General features: G+C 60.3%; 26 protein-coding genes. 14 read left to right on the forward strand and 12 right to left on the reverse strand.

The window, feature by feature from the left end; genetic code table 11:
* The first annotated feature begins 65 nt into the window (after positions 1–65).
* The 3 genes from carB to GLP43_RS13710 all read left to right on the forward strand — a co-directional run bounded on the left by carB (position 66) and on the right by GLP43_RS13710 (position 5,409).
* Entirely contained in the window at positions 66–3,425 is a 3,360-nt protein-coding gene (carB, locus tag GLP43_RS13700) for a carbamoyl-phosphate synthase large subunit (RefSeq protein WP_237279741.1), read from the forward strand.
* 160 nt (positions 3,426–3,585) lie between these two features.
* Entirely contained in the window at positions 3,586–4,710 is a 1,125-nt protein-coding gene (locus GLP43_RS13705; RefSeq protein ID WP_237279742.1) for a beta-ketoacyl-ACP synthase III, read from the forward strand.
* Between the two features lie 120 nt (positions 4,711–4,830).
* On the forward strand, positions 4,831–5,409 hold the full coding sequence (locus tag GLP43_RS13710; RefSeq protein WP_064217121.1) for a thymidine kinase: 579 nt from the start codon (positions 4,831–4,833) through the stop codon (positions 5,407–5,409).
* Here GLP43_RS13710 and GLP43_RS13715 read toward each other — a convergent pair.
* From GLP43_RS13715 to GLP43_RS13735, 5 genes are all read right to left on the reverse strand, one after another.
* Positions 5,406–6,356, reverse strand: coding sequence for a 2-hydroxyacid dehydrogenase (locus GLP43_RS13715; protein ID WP_237279743.1), 951 nt, complete (start codon positions 6,354–6,356; stop codon positions 5,406–5,408). The genes GLP43_RS13710 and GLP43_RS13715 overlap by 4 nt on opposite strands.
* Positions 6,353–6,691, reverse strand: coding sequence for a tRNA-binding protein (locus GLP43_RS13720; RefSeq protein ID WP_037944743.1), 339 nt, complete (start codon positions 6,689–6,691; stop codon positions 6,353–6,355). Before GLP43_RS13720 ends, GLP43_RS13715 begins: the two co-directional genes overlap by 4 nt.
* Positions 6,684–7,499 (reverse strand): pyrroline-5-carboxylate reductase, encoded by an 816-nt coding sequence (gene proC, locus GLP43_RS13725; RefSeq protein ID WP_237279744.1) that lies wholly within the window; start codon positions 7,497–7,499, stop codon positions 6,684–6,686. Before proC ends, GLP43_RS13720 begins: the two co-directional genes overlap by 8 nt.
* Positions 7,500–7,533: 34 nt before the next feature.
* Complete coding sequence (locus tag GLP43_RS13730) at positions 7,534–8,034, reverse strand: YbjN domain-containing protein (RefSeq protein ID WP_005849506.1); 501 nt, start codon at positions 8,032–8,034, stop codon at positions 7,534–7,536.
* Between the two features lie 331 nt (positions 8,035–8,365).
* Positions 8,366–8,608, reverse strand: a complete 243-nt coding sequence (locus GLP43_RS13735; protein WP_237279745.1) for an accessory factor UbiK family protein — start codon at positions 8,606–8,608, stop codon at positions 8,366–8,368.
* A 96-nt stretch (positions 8,609–8,704) separates the two neighbouring features.
* On the opposite strand from GLP43_RS13735, the gene lgt reads away from it, so the two are divergent.
* The 5 genes from lgt (at position 8,705) to GLP43_RS13760 (ending at position 12,799) form a co-directional block, all read left to right on the forward strand.
* Complete coding sequence (gene lgt, locus GLP43_RS13740; protein ID WP_237279746.1) at positions 8,705–9,589, forward strand: prolipoprotein diacylglyceryl transferase; 885 nt, start codon at positions 8,705–8,707, stop codon at positions 9,587–9,589.
* Positions 9,586–10,650 (forward strand): class I SAM-dependent methyltransferase, encoded by a 1,065-nt coding sequence (locus GLP43_RS13745; protein ID WP_237279747.1) that lies wholly within the window; start codon positions 9,586–9,588, stop codon positions 10,648–10,650. The genes lgt and GLP43_RS13745 overlap by 4 nt, the downstream gene beginning before the upstream one ends.
* Positions 10,647–11,402 carry a peptidoglycan editing factor PgeF gene (gene pgeF, locus GLP43_RS13750; RefSeq protein ID WP_237279748.1) on the forward strand — a complete coding sequence of 252 codons (756 nt, stop codon included), beginning with the start codon at positions 10,647–10,649 and terminating at the stop codon, positions 11,400–11,402. The genes GLP43_RS13745 and pgeF overlap by 4 nt, the downstream gene beginning before the upstream one ends.
* 267 nt (positions 11,403–11,669) lie before the next feature.
* Complete coding sequence (locus GLP43_RS13755) at positions 11,670–11,813, forward strand: hypothetical protein (RefSeq protein WP_005849514.1); 144 nt, start codon at positions 11,670–11,672, stop codon at positions 11,811–11,813.
* A 203-nt stretch (positions 11,814–12,016) separates the two neighbouring features.
* Positions 12,017–12,799 (forward strand): Hint domain-containing protein, encoded by a 783-nt coding sequence (locus tag GLP43_RS13760; protein WP_237279749.1) that lies wholly within the window; start codon positions 12,017–12,019, stop codon positions 12,797–12,799.
* A 3-nt stretch (positions 12,800–12,802) separates the two neighbouring features.
* Here the strand turns inward: GLP43_RS13760 and GLP43_RS13765 are convergent, their stop codons facing one another.
* On the reverse strand, positions 12,803–13,303 hold the full coding sequence (locus GLP43_RS13765) for an Lrp/AsnC family transcriptional regulator (protein WP_237279750.1): 501 nt from the start codon (positions 13,301–13,303) through the stop codon (positions 12,803–12,805).
* 219 nt (positions 13,304–13,522) lie between these two features.
* Here GLP43_RS13765 and trxB point away from each other — a divergent pair, with 219 nt between their 5' ends.
* A complete protein-coding gene (gene trxB / locus GLP43_RS13770) occupies positions 13,523–14,527 on the forward strand; it encodes a thioredoxin-disulfide reductase (RefSeq protein ID WP_005849520.1) in 1,005 nt (334 codons plus the stop codon).
* Positions 14,528–14,694: 167 nt separating this feature from the next.
* Positions 14,695–16,407, forward strand: a complete 1,713-nt coding sequence (locus tag GLP43_RS13775) for a bifunctional sulfate adenylyltransferase/adenylylsulfate kinase (RefSeq protein WP_237279751.1) — start codon at positions 14,695–14,697, stop codon at positions 16,405–16,407.
* Between the two features lie 132 nt (positions 16,408–16,539).
* On the opposite strand, the gene GLP43_RS13780 is transcribed toward GLP43_RS13775, so the two are convergent.
* Together GLP43_RS13780 and GLP43_RS13785 are read right to left on the reverse strand one after the other, a co-directional pair.
* Positions 16,540–16,758, reverse strand: coding sequence for a DUF1150 family protein (locus GLP43_RS13780; protein WP_009825186.1), 219 nt, complete (start codon positions 16,756–16,758; stop codon positions 16,540–16,542).
* 1 nt (position 16,759) lies between these two features.
* Complete coding sequence (locus tag GLP43_RS13785) at positions 16,760–17,176, reverse strand: Hsp20 family protein (RefSeq protein ID WP_005849527.1); 417 nt, start codon at positions 17,174–17,176, stop codon at positions 16,760–16,762.
* Between the two features lie 161 nt (positions 17,177–17,337).
* On the opposite strand from GLP43_RS13785, the gene GLP43_RS13790 reads away from it, so the two are divergent.
* The 3 genes from GLP43_RS13790 to GLP43_RS13800 all read left to right on the forward strand — a co-directional run bounded on the left by GLP43_RS13790 (position 17,338) and on the right by GLP43_RS13800 (position 19,199).
* A complete protein-coding gene (locus tag GLP43_RS13790) occupies positions 17,338–17,562 on the forward strand; it encodes a YdcH family protein (protein WP_005849528.1) in 225 nt (74 codons plus the stop codon).
* Positions 17,563–17,644: 82 nt separating this feature from the next.
* Positions 17,645–18,133 carry a 5-(carboxyamino)imidazole ribonucleotide mutase gene (gene purE / locus GLP43_RS13795; protein WP_237279752.1) on the forward strand — a complete coding sequence of 163 codons (489 nt, stop codon included), beginning with the start codon at positions 17,645–17,647 and terminating at the stop codon, positions 18,131–18,133.
* Positions 18,126–19,199, forward strand: coding sequence for a 5-(carboxyamino)imidazole ribonucleotide synthase (locus GLP43_RS13800; protein WP_237279753.1), 1,074 nt, complete (start codon positions 18,126–18,128; stop codon positions 19,197–19,199). The genes purE and GLP43_RS13800 overlap by 8 nt, the downstream gene beginning before the upstream one ends.
* A 20-nt stretch (positions 19,200–19,219) precedes the next feature.
* Here the strand turns inward: GLP43_RS13800 and GLP43_RS13805 are convergent, their stop codons facing one another.
* Both GLP43_RS13805 and GLP43_RS13810 read right to left on the reverse strand, forming a co-directional pair.
* A complete protein-coding gene (locus GLP43_RS13805) occupies positions 19,220–20,362 on the reverse strand; it encodes an alpha-D-ribose 1-methylphosphonate 5-triphosphate diphosphatase (protein ID WP_237279754.1) in 1,143 nt (380 codons plus the stop codon).
* Positions 20,349–21,158 carry an esterase/lipase family protein gene (locus tag GLP43_RS13810; RefSeq protein ID WP_237279755.1) on the reverse strand — a complete coding sequence of 270 codons (810 nt, stop codon included), beginning with the start codon at positions 21,156–21,158 and terminating at the stop codon, positions 20,349–20,351. Before GLP43_RS13810 ends, GLP43_RS13805 begins: the two co-directional genes overlap by 14 nt.
* Positions 21,159–21,231: 73 nt before the next feature.
* Between GLP43_RS13810 and GLP43_RS13815 the strand changes: the two genes are divergently transcribed.
* Positions 21,232–21,684: an NUDIX domain-containing protein gene (locus GLP43_RS13815; protein ID WP_237279756.1), complete on the forward strand. Its 453-nt coding sequence runs from the start codon at positions 21,232–21,234 to the stop codon at positions 21,682–21,684.
* Here GLP43_RS13815 and GLP43_RS13820 read toward each other — a convergent pair.
* Together GLP43_RS13820 and groL are read right to left on the reverse strand one after the other, a co-directional pair.
* Positions 21,650–22,498 carry a DMT family transporter gene (locus GLP43_RS13820; RefSeq protein ID WP_237279757.1) on the reverse strand — a complete coding sequence of 283 codons (849 nt, stop codon included), beginning with the start codon at positions 22,496–22,498 and terminating at the stop codon, positions 21,650–21,652. The genes GLP43_RS13815 and GLP43_RS13820 overlap by 35 nt on opposite strands.
* 110 nt (positions 22,499–22,608) lie before the next feature.
* A complete protein-coding gene (groL, locus tag GLP43_RS13825) occupies positions 22,609–24,258 on the reverse strand; it encodes a chaperonin GroEL (protein WP_180828021.1) in 1,650 nt (549 codons plus the stop codon).
* Positions 24,259–24,329 lie beyond the last annotated feature (71 nt).

Consider the following 24,329-nt stretch of genomic DNA (forward strand, 5'->3'; position numbering starts at 1 on the left):
CCCTTGCACCTCTCCCCCCAAGGCCTATAACGCGGAGAATTTGCAAACATCCGGGGGCCTGAGCCATGCCAAAAAGAACCGATATCCAGTCGATCATGATCATTGGAGCGGGGCCCATTGTCATCGGTCAGGCGTGCGAGTTCGACTACTCCGGCGCGCAGGCCTGTAAGGCCCTGAAAGAGGAAGGCTACCGCGTCATCCTCGTGAACTCCAACCCTGCGACGATCATGACCGATCCGGGGCTGGCGGATGCCACCTACATCGAACCCATCACCCCTGAAATCGTCGCCAAGATCATCGAGAAAGAGCGCCCCGATGCGCTGCTGCCAACGATGGGCGGGCAGACCGGTCTGAACACCTCGCTCGCGCTCGAAGAGATGGGCGTGCTGGAGAAATTCAACGTCGAGATGATCGGCGCGAAACGCGAAGCCATTGAAATGGCAGAAGATCGCAAGCTCTTCCGCGAGGCGATGGACCGTTTGGGCATCGAAAACCCCAAGGCAACCATCGTCACCGCGCCCGTTGCGGCCAGCGGTAAGAAAGACCTTGCGGCGGGCGTTCAGCTTGCGCTCGACGCGCTGGAATATGTCGGCCTGCCGGCGATCATTCGCCCCGCCTTCACCATGGGCGGCACCGGCGGCGGCGTGGCTTATAACCGCGACGATTACGAATTCTACTGCCGTTCGGGGATGGACGCATCGCCGATGGGGCAGATCCTGATCGATGAAAGCCTGCTTGGCTGGAAAGAGTTCGAGATGGAGGTGGTGCGCGACACCGCCGACAACGCGATCATTGTCTGCTCGATCGAGAACGTCGACCCGATGGGCGTGCACACGGGCGATTCGATCACCGTGGCCCCTGCCCTGACGCTGACCGACAAAGAATACCAGATCATGCGCAACCACTCGATCGCCGTGCTGCGTGAAATCGGCGTGGAAACAGGCGGATCGAACGTGCAGTGGGCCGTGAACCCCGAAGATGGCCGCATGGTCGTGATCGAGATGAACCCGCGTGTATCGCGCTCCTCTGCGTTGGCGTCCAAGGCGACGGGTTTCCCCATCGCCAAGATCGCGGCCAAGCTGGCGGTGGGCTTTACCCTTGACGAGCTGGACAACGACATCACCGGTGTGACGCCTGCGTCCTTCGAGCCGACAATCGATTATGTCGTCACCAAGATCCCGAAATTCGCGTTCGAGAAATTCCCCGGCTCCGAACCCTATCTGACGACCGCGATGAAGTCTGTCGGCGAAGCGATGGCGATTGGCCGCACGATCCACGAGTCGCTGCAAAAGGCGCTGGCATCAATGGAATCCGGGCTGACCGGTTTTGACGAAATCGACATCCCCGGTCTGGACAGTGACCTGCCCGCCGACGCGCCACAGAGCGAAGCCGCGCTGATTGCCGCAATCAGCAAGCAAACCCCCGACCGGATGCGTACCATTGCTCAGGCGATGCGTCACGGTATGTCCGATGTGGATATCCACGGTGTGACCATGTTCGACCCGTGGTTCCTTGCCCGCATCCGCGAGATCGTTGACGCCGAAGCGCAGGTCCGCAAAGACGGGCTGCCGCTGACCGAAGACGGGATGCGCAAGCTCAAGATGATGGGCTTTACCGATGCGCGCCTTGGCACGCTGACCGGTCGCGACGAAGACAACGTGCGCCGCGCGCGTCTGAACCTTGGCGTCAAAGCCGTGTTCAAACGGATCGACACATGCGCCGCCGAATTCGAAGCGCAAACGCCCTATATGTATTCTACCTACGAGGCACCCGCCTTTGACGAGGTTGAATGCGAAGCCCGCCCCAGCGACCGTCAGAAAGTCGTCATTCTGGGCGGCGGACCGAACCGGATCGGCCAAGGGATCGAATTTGACTATTGCTGCTGTCACGCCTGCTATGCGCTAACCGACGCGGGCTACGAGACGATCATGGTCAACTGTAACCCCGAAACCGTCTCGACCGACTATGACACCTCGGACCGGCTGTATTTCGAACCCGTCACCTTTGAACACGTGATGGAAATCCTGCGGGTTGAACAGGAAAACGGCACGCTGCACGGCGTCATCGTGCAGTTCGGCGGTCAAACCCCGCTGAAAATCGCGCAAGCGCTGCAAGAGGCGGGCATCCCGATCCTTGGCACCACGCCCGACATGATCGACCTTGCCGAAGACCGCGAACGCTTCCAGCAGCTGGTGCAATCGCTGGGCCTGAAGCAGCCGCATAACGGTATCGCCCACTCCGACGCCGAAGCGCTTGAGATCGCAGCAGACATCGGCTTTCCGCTGGTGATCCGCCCGTCCTACGTTCTGGGCGGTCGCGCGATGGAGATCGTGCGCGATCAGGCCAGCCTTGAACGCTATATCCGCGACGCGGTGGTCGTATCGGGCAAAAGCCCCGTGCTGCTGGATCACTACCTCTCGGGCGCGGTAGAGCTGGACGTTGACGCGCTGTCAGACGGCACGGATGTCCACGTTGCGGGTATCATGCAGCACATCGAAGAGGCCGGTGTTCATTCGGGCGACAGCGCCTGTTCGCTGCCCCCCTATTCGCTGAGCCGCGACATCATTGCCGAGGTCGAAAAACAGACCAAGGCGCTGGCGCTGGCGCTGAACGTTGTGGGCCTGATGAACATCCAGTTCGCGGTCAAGGACGGTGAGATCTACCTGATCGAAGTCAACCCCCGCGCCTCGCGCACCGTGCCCTTTGTCGCCAAAGCGACGGACAGCGCGATTGCGTCGATCGCTGCGCGGATCATGGCGGGCGAAAAGCTTTCGGCCTTCCCGCAACGCGCGCCCTACCGCGACGACGCCGCCTATGACGACGTGCTGCCTTTGGGTGATCCAATGACGCTGGCGGACCCGAATATGCCTTGGTTCTCGGTCAAGGAAGCCGTGTTGCCCTTTGCCCGCTTTCCCGGCGTCGACACGCTGCTTGGGCCGGAAATGCGGTCAACGGGCGAGGTTATGGGCTGGGACCGCGACTTCCCCCGTGCCTTCCTCAAGGCGCAGATGGGCGCGGGCAACCCGCTGCCGCGTAAGGGCTGTGTGTTCTTCTCGATCAAGGATATGGACAAGTCGGATGACATGCTGACCGCCGCGCGTATCCTGCTTGAGCAAGGGTTCACCCTGCGCGCCACCCGTGGCACCGCCGCCTGGCTGACAGAGCATGACATCGCCTGCGAGATCGTGAACAAGGTCTACGAGGGTCGCCCGAACATCACCGACATGATGAAGGACGAAGCGATCCAACTGGTGATGAACACCACCGAAGGCGCGCAGGCGGTCGAGGATAGCAAATCCATCCGCTCTATCGCGCTGTATGACAAGATCCCGTATTTCACCACGGCCGCCGGTGCCTATGCCGCAGCGCTGGCCATCAAGGCGCAAGCCGAAGACGAGATCGGCGTTAAATCGCTTCAGGGCTAAACTGCCCTATATGACCTGCGCCGCACCTATGATGCGTGGCGCAGGTCTTTCCCCATCCTCCCCCTCTCATTGTCCGTCGCCCTTGCATGCCAGCCCCCGCTGGACTTGACCCCGCAGCCGTTTCTTGGCCTACTCGGACAACGCTGAAAAAGGTTTACCCATGTACACACCCGCCATTACTGGTAGCGGCATCTTTACGCCGGAACAGGTCATCACCAACGCCGAGCTGGTCAAGGCGTTCAACGCCTATGCCGATCTGTACAACGCCGAACACGCCGCCGAGATCGACGCTGGGGAATTGCCCGCCAAGGAACACTCCTCGGAGGAGTTCATCGTCAAGGCGTCGGGGATCGAACAGCGCTATGTCATGGATAAGACGGGTATTCTGGACCCCAAAGTGATGCACCCCCTGCTGCGCCAACGGTCCGACGAAGAACCCGGCCTGATGGCCGAGATGGCCCTGGATGCGGCGCAAAAGGCGTTGCAGGCGGCGGGGAAAACCGCGGCTGACGTTGATGCCGTCATCTGCGCGGCGTCGAACCTTGAACGCGCCTATCCGGCGGTGGCGATCGAAATCCAGCAGTTGCTGGATATCAACGGCTTTGCCTTTGACATGAACGTCGCCTGTTCCTCCGCGACCTTCGGCATCCAAGCGGCGGCGGATATGATCCGCTCCGGCTCGATCCGCTCGGCGCTGGTGGTCTGCCCCGAAATATGCTCGGCCCATCTGGAATGGCGCGACCGTGACTGCCACTTTATCTTTGGGGACGTGGCCACCGCCGTGCTGATCGAACGCGCCGAAGACGCAGCCGGTGCTTATTTCGAGATCAAGTCGACCCGTTGCGCGACCGAGTTCTCGAACAACATCCGCAACAACAATGGCTTTTTACGCCGGTCCCGCCCCGATGGCGTCGCGGACCGCCGCGACATGCAGTTCATGCAGAACGGGCGCAAGGTGTTCAAAGAAGTGCTGCCAATGGTTGCCGAACACATCGCGGGCCACATGGCTGACGAAGGCGTTGAGGCCGCTGATCTGAAGCGTCTGTGGCTGCATCAGGCGAATAAATCGATGAATGACTTCATCGGTCGCAAAGTGCTGGGTCGCGTGCCCGAAGCGGGCGAGCAGCCCAATATCTTGCAAGACTACGCCAACACCTCCTCTGCCGGGTCAATCATCGCGTTTTCGAAATACTCCGACGATCTGACCGATGGGGACACCGGGCTGATCTGTTCCTTCGGGGCCGGATATTCCGTGGGTTCTGTGCTGGTGCAGCGCCACGGCTAAGCCCACTGGCACAGAGCCACCTCAACACCTGTGACATGTGGGGCGCGGTCTGCGACAGACGCGCCCCCGCTGCCCTCCCCCCACCTTGAACGCCAAGGACGCCTGACGCTAAAGAGGGCCATGGCAAAGCTTTACTTTCATTATTCGACCATGAACGCGGGCAAATCGACCGTGCTTCTGCAGGCGGCTCATAACTATGTCGAACGCGGCATGGTCCCCTATCTGATGACCGCGAAATTCGACAACCGCGCCGGTCACGGGCGGATCGCATCGCGTATCGGGATCGGGCACGAGGCCGATACTTTCGAGACGGACGAAGACCTTTTGGCGAAGATCGAAAAGCGTTTGGCTGAAGGCCCTTGCGCCTGCATCTTCATCGACGAGGCGCAGTTCCTCAGCCCTGATCAGGTCTGGCAATTGGCCCGTGCGGTGGATGACCTGCGGGTGCCTATCATGTGCTATGGGCTGCGCGTGGACTTCCGTGGTCTGCTCTTCCCCGGCTCTGCGACGCTGCTCGCCCTTGCCGATGAGATGCGCGAGGTTCGCACGATCTGCCACTGCGGCAAGAAGGCGACGATGGTGGTGCGGCAGGATGCCGAAGGCAAAGCGATCCGCGAAGGGGCGCAGGTGCAGATCGGCGGCAACGAGACCTATATCTCATTGTGCCGCCGACATTGGCGCGAGGCCGTGGGCCGTTAAACGAGGTTCGGGGGCGTTTCGCCCGCGACGCCCGCTTTCAAATTCTCGACCGCCATCATCCACATATCCACACGCACCCCCCGGGAGGACGTGCCTAGATGCGGTAATAGTACCACGTTATCCAGATCCCGCAGGGCTTGCGGCACCTCTGGTTCGAACTCATAAACATCCAGCCCTGCGCCGCCGATGGTGCCCGCTTGTAGAGCCTCGATCAAAGCGGCTTCCTCGACGATATTGCCGCGAGCGATGTTGATCAGGAAGGCATGAGGCTGCATCGCCGCCAGCACATCCGCGTTGATCAGATGCTGCGTGTCGTCCCCGCCCGGCACCGCGATAACGACCACATCAACAGCGGCGACCAACTGTTTGAGATCACTGATATGTTCCGCAGGATAGGCGACGCTTTTCGCGCTGCGGCTAAAGTATTTCACATCCATCGAAAAGCCGTAGTGACAGCGCCGCGCGACGGCTTGACCGATCCGACCCATCCCGACGATACCGACAGTCTTGCCCGTCAGATGCATGCCCAAAAGCTGCGAAGGTTCCCATCCGGACCATTGACCTGACCGCACCAGCCGTTCGCCTTCTCCCGCACGCCGTGCGGCCATTAGCATCAGCGTTATGGCGATATCAGCGGTGGCATCGGTCACGGCACCGGGCGTGTTGGAAACCTGAAGCCCCGTCGCCTTTGCCGCTTCGACATCGATGTGGTTATAGCCCACCCCGAAATTGGCAAGCATCTTGCACCGTGGCATGCCGACCTTGCCGAAGACATCCGCGGTAAAGCGGTCGCCCAAGGTGGCCAGCACCCCGTCATAGTCGCGCAGGGCGTCCTGCATCTCGTCCTCGGACAAGGGCGCGCTGTCCTCGCGATAGGTCACGTCAAAGCCTTCCAAGGCCTCGTGCACTTCGGGGGGCGCAGGGCGGGCGATCAGTAGTTTCGTCAATGCAGACGTCCTCCGTTCGGGGTGGGTTGCGTGGGGCGCATCAGCACAATCGCCCCGTCCTCGTCCGGCACCCCAAGCACCAGAACTTCGGACATGAACGGCCCGATCTGACGCGGCGGGAAGTTGACCACCCCCATCACCTGCGTGCCGATCAGCGTCTCGGGCGTGTAATGCACCGTCACCTGGGCCGAGGTTTTACGCTCACCGATCTCGGGACCAAAGTCGATCCACATCTTGATCGCGGGCTTGCGCGCCTCGGGGAAGGGTTCGGCACGGGTGACCGTCCCGACCCTGATGTCGACTTTCATGAAGTCGTCAAAGCTGATCTCAGCCATTCGAAAGCTCGCGCGAACGATCGGCGGCTGCCGCCACAGCGCGTTTGAGCAGGACCGGAAAGCCGTCTTGCTCGTTCATCAGAACGTCCAGCGCGGCCTGTGTGGTCCCATTAGGGCTGGTAACGTTGACGCGCAGCTGGTCCGGGCCTTCGTCCGCGGATTTCGCCAGCGCCCCGGCCCCTGCCACCGTCGCCGTGGCGAGCTTTAGCGCAAGCTCGGGGCTGAGCCCCTGCGCGATCCCGCCCGCGGCCATGGTTTCGATCATGTGGAAGACATAGGCCGGCCCCGAGCCGCTGACCCCTGTGACCGCGTCGATCTGGGATTCCTCCTCCAGCCGGACAACGTCGCCGACGGCGGACAGCAGCTCTTCAGCTTCGTCCATGCCTTTCGCGTCGACGTGGTCGTTGCCGACGATGGCGGTGATGCCCTGGCTAATGGCAGCGGGTGTGTTGGGCATGGCGCGCACGATCGGCGTCTGTTCCCCCAGCGTTTTCTCAAAAGTGGCGATGGTGGTGCCGGCGGCGACGCTGACAAACACCGTCTTGCCGTTGCCCATGGCCTGCAACGTGGGCAGCGCGTCACCCATCATCTGCGGCTTCACCGCCACAAGAACCACAGCGGGCTCCTTGGGCAGATCGACGTTCAACTGCACGCCCTGCTCTTTCAACCAATCAGAGGGTTTCGGATCGATGACATATACCGAAGATGTCGGAAGCCCGCGTGCCAGCCAGCCCGCCAGCATCGCGGATCCCATCTTGCCACAGCCCAGTAGAACCAAACCGTCTTTGGCGATGCGCGTCTCTTTCATATCTGTACCCCTAAATTAACATTCGGGGATACACCTATGCGTGGCCGTACGCCTCTGCAATGGCAACCTGAAGGGCTTGTCGGGGCGTCTGGTCGCCCCAAACCGCCAGTTGCACCGCGGGATAATACCGCTCTGCGTTGCTCACAGCGGCGTTGATCATGGTATCGATCTGCTGCGCAGAGGCATCCTGCCCCCCGGCAAGAACCAGCCCATAGCGATAAACCATCAGCTTTTGTTCCGGCCAATAGGTGAAGGCACCAGTCCAGCATTGATCGTTCACATCGTTGAGCAAGTGATAGAGCACCGGCAGTTTTTCTGCGGGCGGATCCATCTCGAAGGTGCAGACAAGGCGCAGGGTTTCGTCAAAGGGCGACCACGCGAGGGTGATGGAATAGGTCCGCCACTGCCCTTCGACGGCCATCGCGATCTGTTCGTCCGATATACGGTCGAAGTCCCAGTCGTGATACGCCGCAAGATTTTCTACGATGTCGATGGGGTGAATGTCTTCTTCAAGATACTGCTCTGTCAGGGCCATGTGGTCACCTCTTTGGATCCGGGTATTCATATGCGCAGGCACATCAATACATGGGTGCATCTACCATAAATCGCCGAAGCTCTTAGCGACCTATACCAAATATGGTGCGCGCATCGCGGCCCTGAGGCAAGTCTTTTTCTGGGGGTAACCACGAAAGATAGGGGATAACCTCAGTATCTTGTGGATAAAAGCAGCATAACCCCCAATCTATAGGGCGCATGCCACGAAAGACAGCATTCGAAGCGGAGGTGCCACCCCGAAAATGAACACACCCGCCAAAAGGCGGGTGCGGATCACATCGTTCAACGTAGGCCGAGGGTAAGCGCGGCGATCAGCCCTTGCTGTCCATCGCATCAATCCGCGCTTTTAGCGCCTCGTTCTCTTCGCGGGCTTTTTGCGCCATGGCGCGAACCGCGTCGAATTCTTCGCGTGTCACGAAATCACGGTCTGCCAGCCAACGGTCCAGCATTCCCTTCATCGCGGTCTCTGCTTCGGTCTTGGCCCCTTGGGCCACGCCCATGGCATTGGTCATCATCTGCGAGATGTCGTCGAAAATCTTGTTGCGCGTTTGCATGGTCATTCTCTCCTGATCGGCTGTTGCTCACTATATGGTGTGCAAAGCGGGTTCTCGCAAGGTTGACTTCCGTTTGCGGTCAGGCTCAATCAGCGCATGAATGCAATGCTCCCCTTCCCCGACCTGTCGCCCGAGATTTTCTCGTTCACCTTATTTGGCATGACCGTGGCCCTGCGCTGGTATGCGCTGGCCTATATCGTCGGCATCCTCGTTGGCTGGCGCATCGTTGTGCGCGCTGTTGAACGGCCCCGGCTTTGGGCGGGCAATAGCCCCGTCATGACCAAACAGCAGGTCGAGGATCTGCTGTTCTGGGTCATTCTCGGCGTCATTCTGGGCGGGCGTCTGGGATATGTACTGTTCTATCAACCGGGCTATTACCTCAGCAATCCCGCGCAGATCCTGCGGATCTGGGAGGGTGGCATGTCGTTCCACGGCGGCGCGCTTGGGGTGATCTTTGCGGGCATCGCCTATACCAAGCGTCATGGCATCAGCACGATCTCTACCGGTGATGTCGTCTGTCTGGGGCTGGCGCCCGGCCTGTTTCTGGGGCGTCTGGCGAATTTCATCAATGCAGAGCTTTGGGGCCGCCCCACCGATCTGCCCTGGGGCGTGGCCTTTCCCACGGTGGCCGCACAGGACTGCCCAGACATTGCGACGATCTGTGCGCGGCATCCCTCGCAGCTATACGAGGCGCTGCTTGAGGGGCTGATCCTTGGGGCCCTGCTGATCTATCTGGCATGGCGGCGCGGCGGGCTGAAATCCGAGGGGCTGATCGGCGGCGTCTTTCTGGCCGGCTACGGGGCCGCTCGTTTCATCGTCGAATTCGTACGCCAACCTGATGCGCAATTTGTCAGCGCCGACAACCCGCTGGGGCTGGCGTGGCATGTGAACGGCTGGGGGCTGACCATGGGCCAACTGCTGAGCCTGCCGATGATTGCCATCGGGGTGCTCCTGATCTTGCGGGCGACGCGCAAGGCATGACCACACTGCGCGACATTCTACACAGCCGCATCGCGTCCAACGGGCCGATGCGGATCGACGAATATATGGTCACCTGCCTGCTGCACCCGACGCAGGGCTATTACACCACCCGTGACCCCTTTGGCACCCAAGGCGATTTCACCACCGCCCCCGAGATCAGCCAGATGTTCGGAGAGCTGTTGGGCCTGTGTCTCGCGCAAAGCTGGATCGCCCAAGGCGCGCCCTCGGCCTTCACCTTGGCCGAGCTTGGCCCCGGCCGCGGCACCTTGATGGCCGATATCCTGCGCGCGACCCGTAACGTGCCCGGCTTTATCGAGGCGGCGCAAATTACTCTGGTAGAGGCGTCCCCGACGCTGCGCGATGTGCAGGCCAAGACCCTCGCGGGGCATCAGGTCACTTGGTCCGACGGGACCGACGACCTGCCCGACCAGCCGCTTTATCTGGTGGCGAATGAATTTTTCGACGCGCTGCCCATCCGCCAGTTCGTCCGTGGTGAAACATCGTGGCGCGAACGGCAAGTTGGGTTGGCCGACGGCGCGTTGAGCTTTGGGCTGGGGCCCGAACTGCCGCAACCCGCGCTGACCGACCGGCTGGCCGATACCACGCCTGGCGATATGGTCGAGGATTGCACCCAGCTTGCGCCGATCCTCCACCCCGTGTCGGAACGGATCGCGACCCACGGCGGCACCGCGCTGATCGTGGATTATGGCGACTGGCACAGTCTGGGCGAAACCTTGCAGGCGCTGCAAGGGCATGAAAAAGCCGATCCGCTGGCCGCCCCCGGCCAAGCCGATTTGACAGCACACGTCGATTTTGAAAAGCTTGCACTCGCAGCCGCACCGGCCAGCCACACTCGCATCACCCCGCAGGGCGTCTTTCTTGAACGCCTCGGGATCACACAACGCGCACAGTCGCTTGCCAAGGGGATGACCGAGGATGCGCTGAACGTCCATGTCGCCGCACATAGACGCTTGACGCATCCGTCAGAAATGGGAAATTTGTTTAAGGTGATGGGGATTTATCCTCCGCACCACAGCCCGCCCCCAGGATTGGAACCATGACGCTGGAAATACTCACCTCCGATAGTCTTGGCGACGTGCGCCACGGGTTCTTTACGCGCCGCGGCGGTGCCTCCTCTGGCGTGTTTGCCGGGCTGAATTGCGGGGTCGGCAGTTCGGACCAGCGCGAAGTCGTAGAGATCAATCGTGCCCGTGTCGCCGATGCAATGGACGTAGCACCGAACCATCTGGTCGGCGTGCATCAGATTCATTCCGCCACCGTGATCAGCGTCGATGGCCCCCTGAACGAGAAACCCCGCGCCGATGCACTGGTCACCGCGACACCGGGGCTGGCCTTGTCGATCCTGACCGCTGACTGCCAACCTGTGCTGTTCCACGACGCAGAGGCCGGCGTGATCGGGGCGGCGCATGCTGGTTGGCGCGGCGCGCTTGACGGGGTGCTGACCGCCACGGTCCAGGCGATGGAAGGCCTTGGAGCCACACGCGACAATATCACAGCGGTGATCGGCCCCTGCATCAGCCAGCGCGCCTATGAGGTCGGGCCAGAGTTCATCGACGCATTCCTAGCAGAAGATCCGACATTCGCCCGCTATTTCGCAAATGGTGCCGATGACCGGATGCAGTTCGACCTTGCGGGCTTTGGCCTAAACCGCCTGCGCGCGGCGGGTGTGGGCCATGCGGAATGGACGCGCCACTGCACCTATAGCGATGCCGATCGTTTCTATAGCTACCGCCGCAGCACCCACGCGAAAGAGGCTGACTATGGCCGGCTGATCGCGGCGATTGTGCTGTAGTAGCGTGAATTTAGGCAGAAATGCGACAGGCACCTGCCCAAATTTCGCCCCATAACCGGCCGGCAGGCTGTTTGAATGGCGGTGTATTTTCTACCACAGGTCATAAATTCAAGGACATTCAACGTTTTCGAGCGGGTGCCACAAATCGCGCCGAGGCCTTCTCAAATTATCTGTATTTTTTCCCGAAATGCCCAATCGGTGCCCGAAAGCATTTGCATAGTGATCCTCGACGAAAGGGCATTGCCCATAGACAATAGGATACAGAGCATGAAAACCAACGCACGCTTCATCAAATCGGTTATCGACGCTTCCAACAAGGAAGGCGTGAACCTGCCTTGGTCCCGTGGCACACGCCGCGCCGCATTTATCGCGAAACGCGCTGCCCTGACATCCCAGCAAAAAGCCGCCTGAACAGGGTCGGCTTACGGCCTGGGGGATTAACAGGCCAGCTGGTGACCCTGCACGCGACGGGCGGGTGCCCGTCTGCACAGACGGTTTTTGTTACCGATCACAAACACACTATGCGCGCGGGTATCTCTCGCGCGGATTAATCTGGATCGCAGGTGTTTCAGCGGGGGCTAGGCACTTGGGATCGACCAAATAAAGGTCACGTTATGACATTGCATACTGCCCCTGATTTCATCCCCTCCCCTACACATACGGCGCAATCAGCAGCCTCCCGCTCGGTTCTGCGGGAGGCGCGTGCCCGATCCACCGGACGCACCCGCGCGTATGAGATTGCGGTGCTGCGTCAGGACGGCTCCGTCTTTGTGACCGAAGGCTACGCCCCTGCCACACCGTTGTTCGAAGAACCGTTTTCCGCTTTCGCCCACGGCACGTTGATCCGCACGACCCAAGGGGAAGTCCCGGTCGAAGACCTTTGCCCCGGTGACCGGATCGTACAAGCCGACGGGCAGCAAGCCCCGCTTCTTTGGGTTGGATCAAGCAAGTTCGTCCCTGCGGATATCGGCCATCGCACGCCGCTTGTACGGGTCATGGCCGATAGTCTGGGGCTGGCGCGCCCCTCTGGTTTCCTGACCTTCGGCCCCGCTGCGCGCATCCTGCATACGCCACAAAGCCTTCGCGGCGCAGAGCGGACGCGCAAGGTCTTTACCCTGATGCGAGATCTGGTGGACGGGGTGAATATAATCGAAATTCAGCCTCCGACGCCGGTACGGCTGTATCACTTGGGTCTTGCCCGTCATGCCGCGATCAGCGTCAGCGGCTTGGAGATGGAGACATTTCACCCCGGACCGTCGACAATCGCCGCCCTACCGCTACATCAGCGTGACGCGTTTTTATCAATGTTTCCGCATATCAGTGGTGCCAAAGATTTTGGCCCGCTGTGTCACCCCCGTGCGTCAGAACGGTCAGACCCGATCTACGCTGCGCAATAGCCCTTAGGGTTCGCTTTTCAGACGGCTTTCCAGCACATCAAAAGGCACGCCCGGTTCGTCTTTGGCCGGGCGGATCACAAGGCTGGTTTTGACGCTTTCCACATTGGGCGTCGTCAGCAGTTGTCCGGTCAGAAAGCTCTGGAAGCTCGACAGATCGGGGGCGACGCATTTCAGCAGGAAATCCACCTCGCCGTTGAGCATGTGACATTCGCGGACCAGCGGCCAACTGCGGCACTTCTCTTCAAAGGCGGTGAGGTCGGATTCAGCCTGGCTGGCCAGACCGACCATCGCAAAGACCTGTACCTCGAACCCCAGCTCGCGCGCGTTAACATTCGCGTGGTAGCCGCGGATATATCCGCTTTCCTCAAGGGTTCGGACCCGGCGCAGGCACGGCGGTGCAGAGATGCCTACACGTTTGGCCAACTCAACGTTGGTCATGCGCCCGTCCGCCTGCAATTCGGCTAAAATTTTCCGATCAATCGGATCAAGCCGCGTCCCTGCCATAATACCCCCATAGGATTTTCAATTGTTATAGCACCAACATCGTTGGACGCAATAATCTTTCGCCGGTGCGCAATGTTCTGAATTCAAGCAAAAATCAACCGCATTTTCGATGACGGCGATCTTTGCAGGGCGGATATGCAAACTTGGGGTTTAAGGCAACCCGAGGGGCGTCTATATCGGTTGGAACGCAACAAATGATACATTCTGGGGTTCTTTATCATGGCCGAAACTCGCGAAACCAAGCTTTTGATCATCGGCTCCGGCCCTGCTGGATATACTGCCGGTGTCTATGCCAGCCGCGCGATGCTGAACCCGATCCTTGTACAAGGCATCGAACCGGGCGGGCAGTTGACCACCACGACCGAGGTTGAAAACTGGCCCGGCGACAGCGAGGTCCAGGGCCCCGATCTGATGATCCGCATGCAGGACCACGCCAAGGCGATGGGGACCGAGATCATCGGCGACATCATCACCGATCTGGACCTCTCCAGCCGCCCCTTCCACGCCAAGGGCGACAGCGGCACGACCTATGTGGCCGACGCGGTGATCCTTGCAACAGGCGCACGGGCAAAATGGCTGGGGCTTGAGACCGAAGAGAAGTTCAAAGGCTTCGGCGTTTCGGCCTGTGCCACCTGCGACGGCTTCTTCTATCGCAATCAGGAAATCGTGGTCATCGGGGGGGGCAACACCGCCGTGGAAGAAGCGCTGTTCCTGACCAACTTCGCCTCCAAGGTCACCTTGATCCACCGCCGAGACGAGCTGCGCGCCGAGAAGATCCTGATCGACCGACTGATGAAGAACCCCAAGATCGAACCACTGTGGTTCCACCAACTGGATGAGGTCTATGGCACCGATGCGCCACTTGGTGTCGAAGGGGTCAAGGTCAAGCACGTCGAAACCGGCGAAATCACCGATATCCCGTGCAAAGGTGTCTTCGTCGCCATCGGCCACGCGCCCGCGAATGAACTGGTCAAGGATACGCTGGAAACGCATATGGGTGGCTATGTCGTCACCAAGCCGGACAGCACCGAAACCTCTGTCCCCGGGGTATTCGCGGCGGGCGACCTGACCGACCACAAATACCGTCAGGCCGTGACCAGCGCCGGCATGGGCTGCATGGCCGCGCTAGAGGCCGAACGATTCCTTGCAGAGGTTGGCGATGACGAAGGCAAAGACACCTCGCTGCCGCTTGGCTATGGGGCCGAGGTAAAGGACGACGCATAACGTTCGCCTAGGATGGCATTTGCTGGGATAAGATTGCCTTTTCCCAGCAAAAAACACGTCGCTGTCCGTAATTCGCCGCAAAGCGGCTACAAAGGTTGCCTAGCCCAATCGGTGCGGTCTATCAGCCCGAATATTCGAATTTGAACCTAAAATATTGCGAGACGCCCATGCAAACGCCCAACCTTGCTCCAATCCCTGAACTCTATGTCTCTTACGACTCGGCGCAGAAGCTGAAGGTGGAAGCTGGCGACCTGGTCAGCCATGACCTGACGCCGCGCCAGATCTGCGATCTAGAGCTGCTGATGAACGGTGGCTTCAACCCTCTTAAGGGTTTCTTGACCGAAGAAGACTATGACGGTGTTGTCGAAAACATGCGTCTGGCAGATGGGTCGCTGTGGCCGATGCCGATCAACCTTGATGTGTCCGAGAAGTTTGCCGAAGGGCTCGAGATCGGGCAGGACATTGCGCTGCGCGATCAGGAAGGCGTGATTTTGGCGGTCATGACCGTCACCGACCGCTGGGTCCCGAACAAGGCCCGCGAAGCCGAGAAAGTCTTTGGCGCGGACGACAGCGCGCATCCGGCGGTGAACTATCTGCACAACACCGCGGGCAACGTCTATCTGGGCGGCCCTGTGACCGGCATCCAGCAGCCCGTCCACTATGATTTCAAGGCGCGTCGCGACACGCCGAACGAGCTGCGTGCCTATTTCCGCAAGATGGGCTGGCGCAAGGTTGTGGCCTTCCAGACCCGCAACCCCCTGCACCGCGCGCACCAGGAACTGACCTTCCGCGCCGCGCGTGAAGCGCAGGCGAACCTCCTGATCCACCCCGTTGTCGGCCTGACCAAGCCGGGCGATGTGGACCACTTTACCCGCGTGCGCTGCTACGAGGCCGTGCTGAACAAATACCCCGCCGCCACCACCGCGATGAGCCTGCTGAACCTTGCAATGCGCATGGCCGGCCCCCGAGAGGCCGTGTGGCACGGTCTGATCCGCAAGAACCACGGCTGCACCCATTTTATCGTGGGCCGCGACCATGCGGGCCCCGGCAAGAACTCTGCCGGTGAGGATTTCTATGGCCCCTATGACGCACAGGATCTATTCCGCGCCCATGAGGACGAAATGGGCATCGAAATGGTTGACTTCAAACATATGGTTTGGGTCGCCGAGCGCGCGCAATACGAGGCGATTGACGAGATTGAAGACAAGGATGACATCACCATCCTCAACATCTCGGGCACCGAGTTGCGCCGCCGTCTGCAAGAAGGGCTGGAAATCCCCGAATGGTTCTCCTTCCCCGAGGTGGTTGAAGAGCTGCGCCGCACCAAGCCGCCGCGCAACAAGCAGGGCTTTACCGTCTTCTTCACCGGTTTCTCCGGCTCGGGGAAATCGACAATCGCCAATGCTTTGATGGTCAAACTGATGGAGATGGGCGGCCGTCCCGTCACGCTGCTGGATGGCGATATCGTCCGCAAGAACCTGTCGTCGGAACTGGGCTTTAGCAAAGAGCACCGCGATCTGAACATCCGCCGCATCGGCTATGTCGCTTCCGAGATCACCAAGAACGGTGGCATCGCCATCTGCGCGCCGATTGCGCCCTACGCCACCACCCGCCGCGCCGTGCGCGAAGACGTGGAAAGCTTTGGTGCCTTCGTCGAGGTGCATGTCGCCACCTCCATCGAGGAATGCGAACGCCGCGACCGTAAGGGTTTGTACAAGCTGGCCCGTGAAGGTAAAATCAAGGAATTCACAGGGATCTCAGACCCCTATGACGTTCCCGCCGACCCCGAGCTGCGCGTCGAGACAGAAAATGTCGACGTCGACAATTGCGCGCATCAGGTGCTGCTCAAGCTGGAAAGCATGGGGCTGATTAAGGGGTAACCCTTTCACCAAGTCGAACACAGAAAGGCCAGCCTTCATGGGCTGGCCTTTTTCGTGCGTGCTGTTGGACGTCATGCAAAAAAAGGGCCGCATAAACAGCGACCCTTTTTGTTTAATTTTATACCTTAAGACTTAATGCACCATCACCGGTGCATAGTCGTGATCGCGCGCGAGGCTAAAGGCGAGCTTGCGGTCGCCGACCAAGGCCAGCTGCTGCCCTTCGGCGTCGTGCACGGCATATAGCTGCTTCAGCCCTTCCGCCTGCTCGCGCACTTCAAGGGGAAGGTCGGACACGGCGATCATCTTGACGTAGACGGTACGGTCCTGAACATGCGTTTCTTCGTTATGCATTTTATTCCCCTTTTCTGATCTTGATGGTCTGAACGACTTTTTCGGGCTTAGCGCGGGTTAGATCGACGTGAAGCAGGCCGTTTTCAATCAGCGCTTCGCCAACGTCGACACCGTCGGCCAGTACAAATGACCGTTGGAACTGGCGTGCGGCGATCCCACGATGCAAAAAGATTCGGTCTTCTTGCGTGTCGACCTGACGGCCACGGATCACAAGCTGTCTATCCTCAACGGTTATAGAGAGATCTTGTTCCGCAAAACCTGCAACCGCAAGCGTAATGCGGTAGCTATAGTCCGATGTTTGTTCAATGTTGAACGGTGGATAGCCTTCGTTTCCGGCCTTCGCCGTACGTTCCATCACCCGTTCCAACTGCTCGAAACCCAGCATATGCGGGTAGGAAGCCAGCGTTAATTTCGTCATAAGACACGTCCTTCAAGATAAGCGACAGTCAGTCATCCGGCCCCGTATTCGGCGACCTGCATCAAATATGGGGGCCATGGGGGCAGGACGCAAGGGCTATGCCTTTGAATTGCAACCGCCTATATTCGCAGGCCTAGATATAGCAAGAATCAGCCAAACCTATGAATCCTCCCTCCGACCTGTCGATGAAGAATGACGATGTCCTGCGTGTCGAGCTTGAGGTGTTTCGCCGCGAGCATCGCGATCTGGACGATGCCATTCAGGCGCTGGTCGACAAGGGGACGGGCGATCAGCTGACGCTGCAGCGGCTGAAAAAACGCAAGTTGCGCCTGAAAGACCTGATTGCCCAGATCGAAGACCGGCTGACCCCCGATATTACCGCCTGACAGCGCCCGCCAGCGGATTGCCACGCGGGCGATCATGGCTATAGTGCGCGCTTCTTATACGCTCTAGCAAAGGCCCTTTTTCATGGAAAATCCACCTGTCGGCATCATCATGGGCTCGCAGTCCGATTGGGCCACGATGCGCGAGGCAGCGACGCTGCTGGATGAACTTGGCATCGCTTACGAGGCCAAGATCGTATCAGCACACCGCACCCCTGACCGGTTGTGGAATTATGGTAAAACCGCCGCCGACCGTGGCCTTCAGGTGATCATCGCTGGTGCGGGCGGTGCTGCACATTTGCCCGGTATGATGGCGTCGAAGACCCGCGTGCCGGTAATCGGCGTGCCGGTGCAGACCAAAGCGCTGTCGGGTGTGGATTCGCTTTATTCTATCGTGCAGATGCCTCGGGGCTTTCCGGTGGCGACGATGGCGATTGGTGCGGCAGGTGCCGCGAATGCCGCGTTGATGGCGGCGGGCATTCTGGCCCTCCAAGACCCTGCCCTTGCCGCCCGTCTTGACGCTTGGCGCGATGCGCTCAGCGCCTCCATCCCAGAGGAGCCTTCGGATGACTGAAGCATTGAAGACAGGGGCCACCATCGGCATTTTAGGCGGCGGGCAATTGGGGCGCATGCTGGCCGTTGCCGCCGCACGTTTGGGGTTTCGCACGCATATCTTTGAACCCGGTGCCAACCCGCCTGCAGGTGATGTCGCCCATGCGCTGACCACCGCTGGCTATGATGACGTCGACGCGCTGACCGCCTTTGCCAAATCGGTTGATATTGTCACCTTCGAGTTTGAAAACATCCCGACAGATGCGCTGGATGTGATCGAAAACATCACGCCCATCCGTCCCAACCGCGAGGCGCTGCGCACCAGTCAGGACCGTCTGGTGGAGAAACAGTTCCTCGAAGGTTTGGGCCTGACTGTCGCCCCCTTTGCCGATATCGCCAATGCCGCCGATCTGGAGGCCGCGATGACGACCATTGGCGCGCCGTCGATCCTGAAAACCCGTCGCTTCGGCTATGACGGCAAGGGCCAGTCGCGTCTGCGCAGCGCGGATGATGCGGCGGGTGCCTTGGCGGATATGGCTGGTAATCCTGCGGTGCTGGAAGGCTTTGTGAACTTCACCGCCGAAGTGTCCGTGATCGCCGCGCGCAGCCCCTCGGGCGAGGTTGCCTGTTTCGATCCCGGTGAGAATGTGCACCGCGATGGCATCCTGCACACCACCACCGTCCCTGCCCGGCTGAGCGCCGCACAGCGCATGGATGCGGTCCTGCTGGCCGCCAAGATCCTGAATGCACTGGATTATGTCGGCGTGCTGGGGGTCGAGCTTTTCGTCACGCCGCAAGGATTCATCGTCAACGAGATCGCGCCACGGGTGCACAATTCGGGCCATTGGACGCAGAACGGCTGTGCGGTGGACCAGTTCGAACAGCACATCCGTGCCGTGGCGGGATGGCCCTTGGGCGACGGCAGCCGCTATGCAGATGTGGTGATGGAGAACTTGATTGGCGACGATATGGACCGCGTGCCCGAGCTGGCGAAACAGCGCGACACGGCGCTGCATCTGTACGGCAAGGCCGAAGTCAAACCGGGCCGAAAGATGGGCCATGTGAACATCGTCAAACGGCCCAGCTGAAAAGCAACGGTCGCGCGGGTCTAGCCCAGGAACCGCGCGGCAATATCACCGGACATATAGCTGACGCGCCCGCCCGACATCGTCAGGGCCACACGGCGCGTCTGCGCGTCCAGCACTAGCAGATCAGCCCGCTTTCCGGTGGCGATCACGCCCCGATCCAACAGCCCCAGCACCGCCGCAGGCCCTGCCGACACCAAGTGCCACGCCTGCGCCAAGGGCAATACGCCACGATCCGCCAGCATAAAGGCCGCGCGGCGTGGCGACGGGTAATGGTAGTCAGAGGCAAGCGCCCCGCCGATCCCCATCGAAATCAGGTCAAGCGCGGAAACATTACCGTTGTGCGACCCGCCGCGTACCACATTGGGCGACCCCAGCACCACATGATCCCCCGCAGCCGCTGCGGCTTCGGCTGCCTCCAACGTTTCGGGAAACTCGGCGACGCGCACGCCACGATTGCGCCATAGGGCACGCCCTTCGGCGGTGGTATCATCATGGCTGCCCATCTGGATGCCCCGCGCCGCCAGCACCTTGCACAGCCAGTCGAGCGCCCCGGGGACATCTGCGCTTTGGGCGTGCAGGTCTTGCATCATCCGCAGATGGTCGTCCGGATTGCGCCCTGCCTTCAGCGCTTGCCCTACCATGCGTTTGGGCACCTGCCCCTTTGCCAGCCGGTCGTGCGGCAGATGGTCGTTGAACACGACATAGGACAGCCCCCAGTCCTGCATGCGCTGCGGCAGATCGGCGTAGAGGTCCAGCAGATGCGTCTCGAGCCGGAGCTGTCCGCGCAGGTCCGTAACCAACGTATCCGACACCTGCTGGATCGCGCCAAAGACCTGTTCGGCAAATTCATAGCCGCGCAAGCCGCCTTCCCAGCTGATGAACTGCGCCAGCACGGCGGTCGTGATGCCATTGGCGGCCAGCTCTGCCTCGGCGGCGACCAGACCCTCTTGCATGGTTTTCATCGCACCGCGACGGGGGGCGAGATGCCGTTCGAACCCGTCCCCATGCACATCGACGATCCCTGGCAAGATCATGTAACCGTCAAGATCAACGCGCGTGGTTTGCGCCTCATCAGAAATCAGCCCCTGCGCAACCGCCAGCGGACGGGGCTCAAGCGCATCTGCGCCCAAGACGTGCGCCCCCGTAAGTTCAACGTTCAGCATCGTTAGCCTTTTGTCCCGGCAAGCAGGCCCCATCGGGGCAGCCGATTGAATCAAGCACCGCATCCACGAACCCCAACGACCGGTCGAATCTCCCTGTGTCCAGATAGGTCATCGTCTGCGCAATCACCGTCGGGTTCATCATCATGAACGTATGCGTCACCGGCAGCATCAGAAAATCGCGCATCCCGTCGACCCGCGCGGATTGGACGGACACTTTGCCATCATCGCGCCCCGGCAGCAGCGACGAGAAATAGGGGTTCAGCGATTGCGTCCCCGCGATCACGCCCAGATCAAAGGTAACGGTCGGCAAACGCAGTGGGAGGGAGTTTTCACCCGTCCCCATCTGCGCCCCTGCGGGACCGTTCATCCAGTCAAAGGCGGCAAGATCACCCAGCGTGTCCACGACCTCGCTGCCGTGATTGGGCGGGGCCAGCATGACGACGCGGCCGATACGCGCGTCCCCCGTTTCGGCGACCCATTGCCGCAGAAGGATACCGCCCATCGAATGGGTCACAAAATCCACCTTTTCCGTCCCGCAGGCCGCGACTGCGTCGGGTAAGGTGCGGCGGGTCAGCTCTTCAACGGGGGCGGTGGTCGACGGGTAGCCGGGGCGCACCACGGTGTAGCCCTCGGTCTCTAGCGCGGCCTCCATCACGGCAAAGGAGGTCTCTGTCCGGGCGAGCCCGTGCAACAGCACCACGCAACGCCCCTTACCGGCTGTGGAAAGCGACGCTTGCGCCTGGGCCATGCCCGACAGCACGCCAAGCGAGAAAGTGATTGTGACCAGTGTTTTCATAGCTAGGGTCAAATAGACTGAAAACGCCGCATGTGAAATGCTTTGACGCATACACCGCGAGATTGAGGGTAAGATGGCGGAAAATAGCCCGCGTTTGGCGGTTCGTGCCGTGTTGGTCCATGAAGACCGCTTGCTGCTGGTCAACGCCTATCCCGATGGCAAAAGCGACCTGATGTGCGCGCCCGGTGGCGGGGTAGAACGCGGCAGCGCCCTGCCCGACAATCTGATCCGCGAGGTTTTCGAGGAAACCGGCCTGCAGATCGCCGTGGGGGCTCCCTGTCTGGTGAATGAATTCCACGACCCTGAGGGGGACTTCCATCAGGTGGATATCTACTTTCGCTGCACGGTGACCGGCTCTGCCGATATGGACCCCGCGTGGCAGGACGCCGAAAGGATCGTGACCGACCGCCGCTGGGTCACCCCCGACGAGATGCGCGGCCTGCGGGTCAAGCCGGACAGTCTGGCGCAGGTCGCCTTTGGCAACGACCCGATCAGCTACGACCCGCTGGAGCCGATCGTGCGCTGACGGCCAGCCCGATCCCGCCAAGCACCAGCGCAGTGGCAATGATCACCTTTGCGCCCAAAGGCTCTGCCAGCAAAAGCGCACCGGCAAGAATAGCGATGACCGGCACTGACAGTTGCACCACCGCCGCCGTCGCCTGCGCCAGCCTTGGCAGCACCGCATACCACAGCGCGTATCCGAGGCCCGAGGTCACGGCCCCGCAGACCACGCCAAGAGCAATGCCCGTGGGGGTGTAGAATGTCGGCTGCACCAGCAGCAGGATAGCGACCAAGGGCGTACAGATCACAAAGTTCCCCGCGCTGCCTGCCAGCGGGTCAGACGCACCACGGCCAATGATCGTATAGGCGGCCCAGCCGAGCCCTGCGGCGATCATCAACGCGGCACCCAATGGGTCAACCGCCACGCCTTGCGACGGCCAGAGCACCAGCACCAATCCGGCAAAGGCCACCCCCGCCCCTAACAGCTTGCGCGGTGTCGGTGTCACGCCGAACAGCGCACCATGGGCGAACATGGCGATCTGAACCACACCGAACAGGATCAACGCGCCCAAGCCTGCGTCCAGCGTGAGATAGGCGAGCGAGAAACCGATGATATAGATGGCCAGCGTGACCGCCCCCAGCCCCTGTTGACGTCGCAGCAAGGGCACCCGCCCGCCGCGCAGCACGACCAGCAGCGCCAAGAGCACCGCCCCTGACAACACCCGCACAACGGCAAATCCGGTGGGGTCAATATGCCCGCCCGCAATGGCGAAACGGGTCAGAACCGAATTGGCCGCGAAGGCGACCATCACAAGGGCGGTGAGGAAGAAAATACGCATGGCGACTGCTTAGGCTACACTCGCGCGACGTACCACGAAAAAGGGGCGCATCTGGTGATGCGCCCCTTCATTCTGTCAGCACAAGGGCGTGATCGCCCCTGCGGCGTGATTTACATCATGCCGCCCATGCCGCCCATGCCACCCATGTCGGGCATGCCGCCGCCTGCGCCGCCGTCTTTCGACGGTTTGTCGGCAACCATGGCTTCGGTTGTGATCAGCAGACCGGCAACGGATGCCGCGTCTTGCAGAGCTGTACGCACAACTTTGGCAGGGTCGATAACACCGAATTTGAACATGTCGCCATATTCTTCGGTCTGAGCGTTAAAGCCGAACTTCAGGTCGTCGCTTTCGCGGATTTTGCCGGCCACTACGGAACCGTCAACACCAGCGTTTTCAGCGATCTGACGCAGAGGCGCTTCGAGCGCTTTGCGGACGATGCCGATACCAACATTCTGGTCTGCGTTGTCGCCTGTCAGCCCTTCGAGCTTTTTGCCCGCTTGGACCAGTGCAACACCACCACCAACAACGATACCTTCTTGAACAGCAGCACGTGTCGCGTTCAGGGCATCATCAACGCGGTCTTTGCGCTCTTTAACTTCAACTTCGGACATGCCGCCGACGCGGATCACGGCAACACCGCCTGCCAGTTTGGCAACGCGCTCTTGCAGCTTTTCTTTGTCGTAGTCGGATGTGGTTTCTTCGATCTGGTTACGGATCTGAGCAACACGTGCTTCGATCTCTGCCTTCTCGCCAGCGCCGTCAACGATTGTTGTTTCGTCTTTGGTGATGGTGACTTTCTTGGCCGAACCCAGCATGTCCATTGTAACGGACTCGAGCTTCATGCCCAGATCTTCGGAGATCACTTGACCGCCTGTCAGGATTGCAAGGTCTTGCAGCATGGCTTTGCGGCGATCGCCGAAACCGGGTGCTTTGACCGCTGCGATTTTCAGGCCGCCGCGCAGTTTGTTGACAACCAGAGTTGCCAGCGCTTCGCCTTCAACATCTTCCGAGATGATCAGCAGTGGTTTTTGCGACTGGATCACTTGCTCCAGCAGGGGAACCATTGGCTGCAGCGAGGACAGTTTTTTCTCGTGCAGCAGGATGATCGCGTCTTCCAGCTCGACAGTCATCTTGTCGGAGTTGGTGACGAAGTAAGGGGACAGGTAACCGCGGTCGAACTGCATGCCTTCAACAACATCGGTCTCTGTTTCCAGACCTTTGTTCTCTTCGACGGTGATCACACCTTCGTTGCCGACTTTCTGCATCGCGTCTGCGATCTGACGGCCGATTTCTTTCTCGCCGTTTGCAGAGATGGTGCCGACTTGGGCAACTTCGTCACTGTCGTTGACAGGGCGCGCTGCTGCTTTGATCGCTTCGACGACAGTGGTGGTCGCCATGTCGATGCCGCGCTTCAGGTCCATCGGGTTCATGCCAGCGGCAACCGATTTCATGCCTTCTTTAACGATGGCTTGGGCCAGAACGGTTGCAGTTGTTGTACCGTCACCCGCTTCGTCGTTGGTCCGGGAAGCAACTTCCTTGACCATCTGTGCGCCCATGTTTTCGAACTTGTCTTCCAGTTCGATTTCTTTCGCTACGGATACACCGTCTTTGGTGATGCGAGGCGCGCCAAAGGATTTGTCCAGCACAACGTTACGGCCTTTGGGGCCCAGTGTGACTTTGACGGCATCGGCAAGGATGTTCACACCCTTAAGCATCTTGTTACGGGCGTCGGTCCCGAATTTTACGTCCTTAGCAGACATAGTGTCTCTCCTAAAATCTTGGGTTGATGTCAGCGTATCTTGGGTGAGGCGCTAGGCCCCGGTCTGCCTGA

The organism is Sulfitobacter sp. M39 (genome assembly GCF_021735935.1).
Taxonomy (GTDB): Bacteria; Pseudomonadota; Alphaproteobacteria; order Rhodobacterales; family Rhodobacteraceae; genus Sulfitobacter.

Bases quoted from the DNA above. Each gene is read 5' to 3' on its own strand.
- GLP43_RS13710 (WP_064217121.1), top strand. From the start codon at position 4,831: ATGGCAAAGCTTTACTTTCATTATTCGACCATGAACGCGGGCAAATCG.
- GLP43_RS13735 (WP_237279745.1), bottom strand. From the start codon at position 8,608: ATGCAAACGCGCAACAAGATTTTCGACGACATCTCGCAGATGATGACC.
- GLP43_RS13805 (WP_237279754.1), bottom strand. From the start codon at position 20,362: ATGCTGAACGTTGAACTTACGGGGGCGCACGTCTTGGGCGCAGATGCG.
- carB (WP_237279741.1), top strand. From the start codon at position 66: ATGCCAAAAAGAACCGATATCCAGTCGATCATGATCATTGGAGCGGGG.
- purE (WP_237279752.1), top strand. From the start codon at position 17,645: ATGGAAAATCCACCTGTCGGCATCATCATGGGCTCGCAGTCCGATTGG.
- GLP43_RS13765 (WP_237279750.1), bottom strand. From the start codon at position 13,303: ATGGCAGGGACGCGGCTTGATCCGATTGATCGGAAAATTTTAGCCGAA.
- GLP43_RS13780 (WP_009825186.1), bottom strand. From the start codon at position 16,758: ATGCATAACGAAGAAACGCATGTTCAGGACCGTACCGTCTACGTCAAG.
- GLP43_RS13720 (WP_037944743.1), bottom strand. From the start codon at position 6,691: ATGGCTGAGATCAGCTTTGACGACTTCATGAAAGTCGACATCAGGGTC.
- GLP43_RS13785 (WP_005849527.1), bottom strand. From the start codon at position 17,176: ATGACGAAATTAACGCTGGCTTCCTACCCGCATATGCTGGGTTTCGAG.
- GLP43_RS13705 (WP_237279742.1), top strand. From the start codon at position 3,586: ATGTACACACCCGCCATTACTGGTAGCGGCATCTTTACGCCGGAACAG.
- GLP43_RS13820 (WP_237279757.1), bottom strand. From the start codon at position 22,498: ATGCGTATTTTCTTCCTCACCGCCCTTGTGATGGTCGCCTTCGCGGCC.
- GLP43_RS13755 (WP_005849514.1), top strand. From the start codon at position 11,670: ATGAAAACCAACGCACGCTTCATCAAATCGGTTATCGACGCTTCCAAC.
- GLP43_RS13815 (WP_237279756.1), top strand. From the start codon at position 21,232: ATGGCGGAAAATAGCCCGCGTTTGGCGGTTCGTGCCGTGTTGGTCCAT.
- pgeF (WP_237279748.1), top strand. From the start codon at position 10,647: ATGACGCTGGAAATACTCACCTCCGATAGTCTTGGCGACGTGCGCCAC.
- GLP43_RS13775 (WP_237279751.1), top strand. From the start codon at position 14,695: ATGCAAACGCCCAACCTTGCTCCAATCCCTGAACTCTATGTCTCTTAC.
- GLP43_RS13760 (WP_237279749.1), top strand. From the start codon at position 12,017: ATGACATTGCATACTGCCCCTGATTTCATCCCCTCCCCTACACATACG.
- GLP43_RS13800 (WP_237279753.1), top strand. From the start codon at position 18,126: ATGACTGAAGCATTGAAGACAGGGGCCACCATCGGCATTTTAGGCGGC.
- trxB (WP_005849520.1), top strand. From the start codon at position 13,523: ATGGCCGAAACTCGCGAAACCAAGCTTTTGATCATCGGCTCCGGCCCT.
- GLP43_RS13745 (WP_237279747.1), top strand. From the start codon at position 9,586: ATGACCACACTGCGCGACATTCTACACAGCCGCATCGCGTCCAACGGG.
- GLP43_RS13790 (WP_005849528.1), top strand. From the start codon at position 17,338: ATGAATCCTCCCTCCGACCTGTCGATGAAGAATGACGATGTCCTGCGT.
- proC (WP_237279744.1), bottom strand. From the start codon at position 7,499: ATGAAAGAGACGCGCATCGCCAAAGACGGTTTGGTTCTACTGGGCTGT.
- GLP43_RS13730 (WP_005849506.1), bottom strand. From the start codon at position 8,034: ATGGCCCTGACAGAGCAGTATCTTGAAGAAGACATTCACCCCATCGAC.
- lgt (WP_237279746.1), top strand. From the start codon at position 8,705: ATGAATGCAATGCTCCCCTTCCCCGACCTGTCGCCCGAGATTTTCTCG.
- GLP43_RS13810 (WP_237279755.1), bottom strand. From the start codon at position 21,158: ATGAAAACACTGGTCACAATCACTTTCTCGCTTGGCGTGCTGTCGGGC.
- groL (WP_180828021.1), bottom strand. From the start codon at position 24,258: ATGTCTGCTAAGGACGTAAAATTCGGGACCGACGCCCGTAACAAGATG.